At 35.0% G+C, this 10242-nt stretch carries 8 protein-coding genes; 4 read left to right on the top strand and 4 right to left on the bottom strand.

Annotated elements, in window-relative coordinates; translation table 11 throughout:
• The 3 genes from LV89_RS25645 to ccoS form a co-directional block, all read right to left on the bottom strand.
• On the bottom strand, positions 1-209 hold a 209-nt coding region (locus LV89_RS25645), incomplete at its 3' end, for a hypothetical protein (RefSeq protein WP_211321258.1).
• 205 nt (positions 210-414) lie between these two features.
• Positions 415-2544: a cytochrome-c oxidase, cbb3-type subunit I gene (gene ccoN / locus LV89_RS22800; protein ID WP_109745240.1), complete on the bottom strand. Its 2130-nt coding sequence runs from the start codon at positions 2542-2544 to the stop codon at positions 415-417.
• A gap of 246 nt (positions 2545-2790) precedes the next feature.
• Positions 2791-2961, bottom strand: coding sequence for a cbb3-type cytochrome oxidase assembly protein CcoS (gene ccoS / locus LV89_RS22795; RefSeq protein ID WP_109745239.1), 171 nt, complete (start codon positions 2959-2961; stop codon positions 2791-2793).
• A 121-nt stretch (positions 2962-3082) separates the two neighbouring features.
• Between ccoS and LV89_RS25875 the strand changes: the two genes are divergently transcribed.
• The gene (locus tag LV89_RS25875; protein WP_262509879.1) at positions 3083-3205 is read left to right on the top strand and encodes a hypothetical protein; all 123 of its coding nucleotides are present in this window, start codon (positions 3083-3085) and stop codon (positions 3203-3205) included.
• Positions 3206-3362: 157 nt separating this feature from the next.
• On the opposite strand, the gene LV89_RS22790 is transcribed toward LV89_RS25875, so the two are convergent.
• Entirely contained in the window at positions 3363-3869 is a 507-nt protein-coding gene (locus tag LV89_RS22790; protein WP_109745238.1) for a metallophosphoesterase family protein, read from the bottom strand.
• A 367-nt stretch (positions 3870-4236) separates the two neighbouring features.
• Here LV89_RS22790 and LV89_RS22785 point away from each other — a divergent pair, with 367 nt between their 5' ends.
• The 3 genes from LV89_RS22785 to LV89_RS22775 all read left to right on the top strand — a co-directional run bounded on the left by LV89_RS22785 (position 4237) and on the right by LV89_RS22775 (position 9890).
• The gene (locus LV89_RS22785) at positions 4237-4878 is read left to right on the top strand and encodes a hypothetical protein (RefSeq protein WP_109745237.1); all 642 of its coding nucleotides are present in this window, start codon (positions 4237-4239) and stop codon (positions 4876-4878) included.
• A 151-nt stretch (positions 4879-5029) separates the two neighbouring features.
• A complete protein-coding gene (locus LV89_RS22780) occupies positions 5030-9118 on the top strand; it encodes a hybrid sensor histidine kinase/response regulator transcription factor (RefSeq protein WP_109745236.1) in 4089 nt (1362 codons plus the stop codon).
• A 40-nt stretch (positions 9119-9158) separates the two neighbouring features.
• Positions 9159-9890, top strand: a complete 732-nt coding sequence (locus LV89_RS22775; RefSeq protein ID WP_109745235.1) for a phosphatase PAP2 family protein — start codon at positions 9159-9161, stop codon at positions 9888-9890.
• Positions 9891-10242: the final 352 nt, after the last annotated feature.

Genomic DNA, 10242 nt, shown 5'->3' with positions numbered 1-10242 from the left:
CATTTTGACCAGCCAAAATATTGATAATATCGTTGAGCAAATTTGTACATTGCCTTAAAATGATGAATCTTTTTGAGAAACATAATGATAAAAAATACAATAAAGGAGGCTCTCGAGTACACATAGGGCTGACCACATTTCTTTGAAAAGGAAATTTTTTCACATACTCCTTCAACTAATGAAAGTAAAATACCGATATTAGTTTCCATAACAGGGAATTTAGATAGTTTGAGTTGATTACAAACTATTCAACATCTAAATCTCCCTGTTTTGTTCAAGTACCAAATTGTATAATTAAATACACAGTCTAATTGTATCACCCCTCAATTAATAGTTGATAATTAATAGTTGATAATTGACAGTTGATAATGGGTAATTGTCCATTGTCAACTATTAATTATCAATTATCCATTGTCAATTACTTTTCTTAATATCCGTTCCTAAACGTTGTAAATACGCAATCAAAGCAACAATTTCTTTGTCGGGAGCTACTTTGATGTTTTCTTTTGCCAAATTATCAGAAATTGCTTTTGCTTGTTCTGCTAAATCGACATTTGCGTTTTTGATTGCGTAATCATCATAAGGAACGCCTAATTTTTTCATAGCTCTCAATTTATCTTGCGTATTAGAAACATTCAATTTTTGCTCTAATAACCACTCATAAGGAGGCATGATTGAACCCGGTGACATCGACGTTGGGTCTCTCATGTGGTGGTAGTGCCAAGAATCTGGATATTTACCGCCTTCACGGTGTAAATCTGGCCCAGTTCTTTTTGAGCCCCACAAGAATGGGTGGTCATACACAAATTCACCTGCTTTTGAATATTCACCGTAACGTTCTGTTTCTGAACGGAATGGACGAATCATTTGACTATGACACGACACACAACCTTCACGGATATATAAATCTCTACCTTGTAATTCTAACGGTGTATAAGGTTGTACCGAAGCAATCGTTGGAACGTTTGACTGAACCATGAAAGTTGGAATAATCTCAATCATACCACCAATGGCAACTACTACAAATGACCAAAATAACATTTGTAAAGGTTTACGTTCAACCCATTTGTGCCAGTGAGAATCACTTCCTTCGGCAATAAATACTTTTTCAAGAGCAGGAGCTTGTGCGGCTTCATTAGCGATTAATTTACCGACTAACATCGTTTTGAAAATGTTATACGCCCCAATCAAAGCACCTGATAAATAGAATAATCCACCCAAAGCTCTCAAATAATACATTGGGATAACTTGTAAGGTTGTTTCCAAGAAACTACCATATTTCAAGTTTCCTTCGGCAGTAAATTCTTTCCACATCATACCTTGTGTAAATCCTGAAATATACATGGGGACTGCCCAGAATAAAATTCCTAATGTGCCTAACCAGAAGTGAGCATTCATCAGTTTTTTAGAGAACATCTCATTTCCGTACATTTTCGGAATCATATAATACATTACTGCAAATGAAAGAAAACCATTCCAACCTAACGCACCTACGTGTACGTGTGCAGGAATCCAGTCGGTATAGTGAGCAATAGCGTTGATGTTTTTCAATGATAACATTGGCCCTTCAAAAGTTGCCATACCATAAGCGGTAACCCCAACAACCATCATTTTTAATCTTGGGTCTTCACGAACTTTATCCCAAGCACCACGAAGCGTAAGCAAACCGTTAATCATACCTCCCCAAGACGGAGCAATCAACATAATTGAAAACACCGTACCTAATGACTGAGCCCAGTCTGGCAAACTTGTATAAAGTAAGTGGTGAGGCCCCGCCCAGATATACAAGAAAATCAATGACCAGAAGTGTAAGATTGATAATTTGTAAGAATAAACAGGACGATTAGCCATTTTAGGCAAATAATAGTACATCAATCCTAAGAACGGAGTTGTTAAGAAAAATGCCACCGCATTGTGTCCGTACCACCATTGCACCAAAGCATCTTGCACACCTGCATACAATGAATAACTTTTAGTGAAAGAAACAGGAATTGCCAAAGAGTTCACAATGTGTAACATCGCAACGGTAATGAATGTAGCGATATAAAACCAAATGGCTACATACAAATGACGCTCACGACGTTTGAAAATTGTACCAAACATATTGATACCAAATACCACCCAAATAAGAGCAATGGCAATATCAATTGGCCATTCTAATTCTGCATATTCTTTAGAAGTGCTTAACCCTAAAGGCAAGGTAATTGCTGCCGATAAAATGATTAATTGCCAACCCCAAAAGTGGATTTTTGATAATAAATCGCTGTATAAACGAGCTTTACAAAGGCGTTGAAGTGAATAATAAATTCCAGCAAAAATAGCGTTACCCACGAAGGCAAAAATAACTGCATTGGTGTGTAATGCCCGAATACGACCGAATGTAAAATACTGCGTAATATTGGCAGAGGGCAAAAAAAGTTGGGTGGCAATCAATAAACCTACCAATAACCCAACTATGGCAAAAATGATGGAGGCAAGGGCGAAATTTCGGACGATTTTATTGTCGTATTCAAAATGTTCTACGTTTGTATTAATGGCTGACATCGTGATAGATTTTAGTTAAACTTCTCAAAATCAATTAATTTCATTGCTTTGCAGCGATTGCAATCTTTACTGCACTTACACTTTTTAGGCTCGTGTGTGGTAATGGGTTGTATTTGTTCTTTCATCTGATTATAAATGTTTAGTTATTTTCAATGTCATCATGATTGCGACGCATAGTCGGAACGCCTAATTATTTCTTTGGATGTCAAAGTTTTTAGATGGGCGTTTCATTGTGACAATGTATGGTTAATTAGTTTTGGGTACAGTTTTTACTGACGTTTCATCTTCTAAGAGCATTCGCATGGCAGGCGTATGAAGGTCATCATTTTGTCCTTTGGTCATTGCCCAAAAAAAAGCTGCTAAAAAGCCTAAAGCCATCAGCAAACTCACGCCAATCATAAAATAGATAATTTGCATCGGCTGATTAGTAATTTGTTTCTACAAAATTGATGGAAACAGTCAGGAAGTCACATGAGGAGAGTCAGCGTAGAAGGGAGGATGTATCAGTTGAAAAACTGACGAATGTCATAATGGTGAATTGGTTACTGGTGAATTGGTTACTGGTGGATTGGTTACTGGTGGATTGGTTATTGGTGGATTGGTTATTGGTGGATTGGTGAATTGGTTACTGGTTATTGGTTATTGGTGGATTGGTGATTAGACGATATTTCTTATAAAATCGAATCCTAAAATCCTCCAATCTTAAAAAATCATAGTTCAGAAGGAAAAAATTGACTAATAACCATCCACCAATAACCAATTTCCAATTCCCAATAACCAATTCCCAATCAACCAATAACCAATCCACCAATAACCAATCACAATTTATTCCGTTTTGACATTTCGATAATTTCAACGTCAAAAATACGTTTGCCGTCAATTTTTAAACGAATAGCAGTTTGTACCGTATGAAAACCGTGCAAACCTGCTGCACCGGGATTGATAAATAACATTCCTCCACGATTCATATCTCGTTTTACCTGTAGAATATGAGAATGTCCACAAACGAAAATATCTGGCTTTTGAATAGCAAAACACTCCAAAGCGTCAGGTTTGTATTTTGAAGGAGCTCCCGCAATGTGAGTCATGCCAATTACTAAATCTTCACACATAAAATGGTTGATTTTCGGATACATCTGGCGTAAAGTTGCTCCGTCGATATTTCCATAAACGCCATCAATAGGTTTTATCGCTTCGAGGGTGTCAGAAATAGATTCATTTCCCCAATCGCCAGCGTGCCAAATTTGGTCGCACCATTCTACATGAGGCATCAAACGTTCGTCGAGATAATTATGTGTATCAGAAATGATTAATATTTTTTGCATTTGAATTATAAAGGTCTGTTTTGAGAAAATAGGTTTTAGTAAATTGATTATCAAATTGCAACTAACGCTCATTTGTTGTTGTTTTTATAGACAACGATATGATGTATTGGAATTAGATTTGACAATTTTTTTTGAAAATTGTCAAATCTAAACAACATTATTCCAAAATATATTCTGATACCTTATGTCGTACTCTATAACATAATTGCAGTTGTTGAAAATTGGGTGTTTATCTTAAAAAATCAAAAATTATTTTATTGATTTTTCAATAAAATGTATAATCTCACGTATAAGGATTCCGTTTTTTAACAAAAAATAATTATCTTAGTTTCATTACAAAATACACACAACGATAAACAAAAATGTCATGCTTGTAAAACCATTCGAGACTGCTCTTTACGAGAAATTACGCCTGTTTTTTGAAAAACATGACTTTGTTTTGATGGCTGATAAAAAACAATTTCGTAAAGTTACACCAACAGGCTTTCAAAACGTCATTTTTACGGCAACAGCTTATGAAGATGAAGTTTGGTTGGAAGTGAATTTTGGATGTAGAAATCACCAAATAGAACAAATTGCCCAACAGTTTTTGGGAAATACAAGAGACTTTTGGGGCGACTCAAACACGATTGTCGTATCCATTGGGAAATATAACGATGCTAAATATTTTCGCTATAAAATCATGACAGAACCTGATGTGGAGGATGTTTGCGATATTATAAAGGATTTTTTAATGACCGACGGATTCCCTTTTTTAAATGCTTCAGACAATCTTTCAACATTGAATGAAATCTTTAATAAAACACCGTCTAAATCTTGTAAATACGTTTATAATCAAGTACATAGAAGTTATAAAGGAGTTATTTGTGGTAAATTAATCAATGACGATAAGTTTTTGGATTTGGCAGATAAACATCGCAATACTTTAACCAAAATTGGAGCAACGCCAGAAGAATTACGTACCTACGAACAATTATTAGGCTTTTTGCTCTATTTTTCAGTGAATTAAATAATTAAGAATCTTTATGTGAATTACTGATTTGAAGGTGAAAAATATCTATATTCAGAAACCTAATGCCTAATCTCCAATCCCTATTGCCTGATTACCACTTTTATCTCCAACTAAATTTTCTTAAATTGCATATCGAAGATTTCTATATATGCAATTGCGAGCAATCATACTCTTTGTTTATTTCCTAAGCTGTTGTTCATTTCTTTCAATAGCTCAGCTACGCTTTGAACGCATTGGCAATCAGCAAGGGCTTTCTCAGAATACCATTCACAAAATTTTTCAGGATAAAAAAGGATTTATTTGGTTCGCTACTTCCGACGGGCTAAATAAATACGATGGCTATAATTTTACGATTTATCGCCATATTTTCGACGACCCCAATTCTATCAGTAGCAGTAATATTTCAACTATCAATGAAGATATTCACGGTAATTTATGGATTGGAACTGCCGACGGTGGAATTAATAAATTAGACCGACAAACAGGAAAGTTTTTTCATGTTCTGAAAACGGACATCAATCAAGACGTTTCCAATATTAGTGTTTCAGACATTATTGTTACCAAAGACGATAAAGTTTGGGTATCAACTTACCGATACGGTTTGTTGGTTTTTGATAATAAAAAAAATACCGTGCAATGGCGTAAAAATGAAGCTGAGCCTATCACAACCAACGATATTTCACATATAATTCAAGACCGATATGGGAATGTTTTGATGGGGGGGCATTATGGTCAAATATTGCAATTTTCAGCCGATAATACCGTAAAAACGTTTACAATTGAAAATAATTTAACGCCTAAGAAAAACCAAATTACGTGCTTTTTTGAAGACCCTCAAGGCAACATTATGATAGGTACTCGTGGAAATGGTATCTATAAAATGGATTTGAGAACTCGCAAAATTTCACAAATCTTCTATAATCCACAAAAAATAGATTTAGATAATCTCATCATGTCAATGGCTTATGACCAACAAGGTACGCTTTGGTTTGGAACAGAAAGTGGTGTGATTTTATTGAAAAATGGAAACTTAGCCTCTCCAATACATTTGGTGTCAGACCCTGATTCTGACATGGGACTCAATTCTTTGGCAATTCAAACCGTTTTTGTTGACCGTGATAATAATATTTGGATTGGAACTTGGGAGGCTGGACTCAATGTACATTATCACAAACAAGCAAAATTTACGTTATATCGCCACAAAACGAATACTTCTCAGAGTTTGCTTCGAGATAAAGTAAATGCTATTGTTGCAGAAGATGATGACCGAGTTTGGATTGGTACTAACAATGGTTTTTCGCTTTTAGACCGTCGGTCAAATTCCTTCAAGCACTATATAAACGACCCTTCCACTTCTACTTTTAGTAATAATAATGACGTAAATTTTTTATACAAAGATAGACAAGGTGACTTATCTATTTTGACGTGGGGAATTGGGCTAAAAATGCTTAAAAAAACAAGTAATGCCATAGTAAATTATCCATATATTGCAGATGGTTCTCGACCAAAATTAACCTGTATTCACGAGTCAAAAAATGCGAATCAGTTTTGGGTTGGCACACAAGACATTGGCGTCCTGACTTTCAATAAACAAACAGGGAAGTTTGCTCCTGTGGCAGATTTGAACAAAGAAGGAATTTTATCCGAACGCCATATCAACTGTATTTTAGAAGATAGCCGAGGTAATTTATGGATTGGAACATACAACAGCGGAATATTTATTTACAATCTCCAAACGCATAAAATTGAACATTTCCAAGAATCTGGTTTAGATGGAAGTATTAAAGGAAATCATGTTTTTCAAATTTTAGAAGATTCTCAAAAACGAATTTGGGTAGCCACCAACGGCGGAGGTTTTGCTTTATATCAGTCACCAACCAACACCTTCAAAACTTGGACGATTCAAGATGGCTTACCCAATAATACCGTAAAAGGAATTGTTGAAGATGCACATCATAATTTGTGGCTTTCCACCAATAAAGGACTTTCTAATTTTATTATTCAGAGTAATTCTTTCAAAAATTATACGCAAGCAAACGGTTTGCAAGGTTCTGAATTTGTCATTAATGCTTATTCCAAAAATAAAAAAGGAGAGGTGTTTTTTGGTGGAACAGGCGGTATGAATATTTTTCACCCTGATAGTTTGACCGAAAGTAATGATGTGCCGCCTGTGTATATTTCAGGATTGAGACTTTTTAATAAACCTGTATCGGTTGGTCAAAAGGACTCTCCATTGCATAAAGATATTTTGGAAACGGACGAAATTTCATTCACTTCCGACCAAAATGTATTTTCTATTGAATATACCGCTTTAGATTTTCAACAACTTAAAAATAATCAATATGCTTATGTTCTTGAAGGTTTTGACCATGACTGGAACTACGTTGGTACACAGCGTATTGCGAGTTATACCAACTTAAACCCCGGCGAATACACTTTTTGGGTAAGAGCCAGCAATAATGATGGTGTTTGGAATAACCAAATGGCATTTATTAAGATTATTATTTTGCCGCCTTGGTACAAAACTTGGTGGGCGTGGTGTATTTATGCCTTAGTTATTGTGGGAAGTATTTACGCACTCAGACGGGTTATTCAAGTACGTGAGCGTTTTAGGTCAGATATAAAATTGCAGGAAAGAGAAAAAGACCAAATTCAAGAATTAGACCGACTAAAAACAAATTTCTTTACCAATATTTCGCACGAGTTTAGAACTCCATTGACGTTGATAATCAGTCCTTTAGAAAGATATTTAGCTGAAAGTTCTGATTTGCCAGAAGCTCAACGCAAACGTACAGAGTCAATTTATAGAAATGCCAAGCAATTACAAAAATTAATAAATCAATTATTGGATTTATCGAAATTAGAAGCAGGCAGACTTTCTCCAGAAATCACGCAAAGTGATATGGTAGAGTTTATAGAAAAAATAACCTATTCTTTCCAAGACTTAGCATCGCACCGCAATATTTCGCTCAAATTTACATCATCGTCGGAACAAATAATGGCGTATTTTGATGGCGATATTATCGAAAAAATAATCACCAATTTGCTATCAAATGCCTTTAAGTTTTCAAAAGATGGAGGAGAAGTTTCGGTGGAAGTGATAGTTAATCCTGCTGATAATGAGAAGGTTATTGTAAAGGTGAGCGACACAGGCATAGGTATTGCTCAAAAAAATCTGAGAAATATCTTCAATCGTTTTTATCAAGTACATGATAAAACACAACCGCAAGTGGTAGGTACTGGCGTAGGGTTGGCTCTTTGTAAAGAATTGGTAGAATTACACAAAGGAGAAATTTTAGTAAGTAGTCGAGTTGGGCATGGCACTGTCTTTTCGGTACACTTGCCAATAGCCCGAAATGCCTTTGATGTTAAGTGGATTCGGGATAATGTAGTTTTGCAAAAAGAGCAAGAATTATTATTGAAAAATATTGCTCAAAATGCCAAAAAACAAGGCAAACCGACTTCTTTAGCAGATGCGGCTATCATTTTAATTGCTGAAGATAATGAAGATTTGCGGGCGTATATCAAAGAAATATTTGTAGAAAATTATCAAATATTAGAAGCAGATAACGGAAAAGATGCTTTTGAATTGGCTCAACAACATCTGCCTGATATAATAATTTCAGATTGGATGATGCCAATGATGACAGGCGTTGAACTTTGTGAGAATGTAAAAACTAATGCCAAAACAAGTCATATTCCTGTGATAATTCTGACTTCAAAAAGTAGCAACGAAAGTAAACAAGTAGGTTTGGAAACTGGAGCGGACGATTATATCACCAAACCATTTAATGCTAATTTATTGGAAGTTAGGGTCAAAAATATTCTTGAAAATCGAAAGAATTTGAGACAGTTATTTGGTAAATCGCCCAAATTAAAACCTAAAGAAATTACCTTAAATTCATCTGACGAACACTTCTTAGAACGTGCTATTCGTATTATAGAAGAGAATATTAGTAATCCAGCCCTTGATATTCAGTTTTTAGAAGAAGAACTAAAAATGAGTAATATGCAGTTATACCGAAAACTGAAAAGTTTAACGAACCTTTCTGGTAATGAATTTATTAAAAATGTACGCTTGAAAAAAGCCATTCAATTGCTTGAAAGTGAGAATTATAGCGTTTCGGAAGTTGCTTATAAAGTTGGATTCAATGACCCTTCATATTTTACAAGAATCTTTAAAAAAGAATACGGAAAAGCTCCTTCCGAATATGTCGAAAAGAGTTTAGACATTTAGAAATGTATCATTTCCGTAGTCACGAATTAAATCCCAAAAAATGAAAAAAATAATCCTTGCCACTGTTCTAAGTTTATGTACACTCACTTCCAATTTTGCCCAAGACCATAACCACGATTCAACTTTTAGAAAAGCTCCTTTTAAAAATTACATTTTACCTTTAGTCTTGATTGGCGGAGGATTGACCATTGATAATGCCGATTTTAAGACCAAACAACTCAAATTTAGAAATGAAAATTTTATGAGTTTTCATAATAATTTAGACGATTTGATACAATTTGGACCTCATGCCGCTGTGTTTGGCTTAGACTGGATTGGCGTAAAAAGCAAACATGGTTTTAATGATAAATTAGGTTTAATGCTGGTTGGTGGCGTAATAACTTTAGGGACAGTTATCATTTTGAAAGAAACAACAAAACAGTGGCGTCCAGATGGTTCTGCCAATAATTCATTTCCTTCGGGACATACGGCTAATGCTTTTTTCGGAGCGACCATTTTGGCAGAAGAATACGCTAATGAGAGTGTTTGGTATGCAGTGGGAGGTTATACTTTAGCAACTGCTACGGGAGTTTTCAGAGTCTTAAATAATCGCCATTGGGCTTCTGATGTATTAGTTGGAGCAGGAATTGGTATTGTTTCTGGAAAAATTGCCTATGCGGTTTATCCTTGGTTGAAAGAGAAAATTGGCGGAAAAGGTAAAAACAAAAATATCAGCTTAGTCCCAACTTACGATGGCTACGCAATGGGTGGAAATTTAAGAATTGCTTTTTAGTGATTGGTTACTGGTGGATTAGTTACTGGTGGATTAGTTATTGGTGGATTGGTTATTGGTGGATTAGTTACTGGTGGATTGGTTACTGGTTGATTGGTTACTGGTGGATTGGTTATTGGTGGATTGGTACACTGTTCAATAAGTTATATGAATAATTTTTATCCTAAAATGTTTGATTAGGGGACTTTCCGAAAGTTATTTCTACTTTCGGAAAGTTGAAATAACTTATTAAACAGTGTAATTAGTTATTGGTTAATATTTTTTGTAAAAAAACGATATTGAAGGAACCTATAATTACAAAAAGCACTTTTTTATAACCAATAACCAATAACCAATAACCAATAACCAATAA

This window comes from Arcicella aurantiaca, from assembly GCF_003148625.1.
Lineage (GTDB): Bacteria > Bacteroidota > Bacteroidia > Cytophagales > Spirosomataceae > Arcicella > Arcicella aurantiaca.
The sequence above is the reverse complement of the archived record's forward strand: the minus strand, read 5'-3'. Positions and strand labels throughout refer to the sequence as shown.

Coding starts and splice junctions, on each gene's coding strand:
- LV89_RS22785 (WP_109745237.1), top strand. CDS start 4,237: ATGCTTGTAAAACCATTCGAGACTGCTCTTTACGAGAAATTACGCCTG.
- LV89_RS22780 (WP_109745236.1), top strand. CDS start 5,030: ATGCAATTGCGAGCAATCATACTCTTTGTTTATTTCCTAAGCTGTTGT.
- LV89_RS22775 (WP_109745235.1), top strand. CDS start 9,159: ATGAAAAAAATAATCCTTGCCACTGTTCTAAGTTTATGTACACTCACT.
- ccoS (WP_109745239.1), bottom strand. CDS start 2,961: ATGCAAATTATCTATTTTATGATTGGCGTGAGTTTGCTGATGGCTTTA.
- LV89_RS22790 (WP_109745238.1), bottom strand. CDS start 3,869: ATGCAAAAAATATTAATCATTTCTGATACACATAATTATCTCGACGAA.
- ccoN (WP_109745240.1), bottom strand. CDS start 2,544: ATGTCAGCCATTAATACAAACGTAGAACATTTTGAATACGACAATAAA.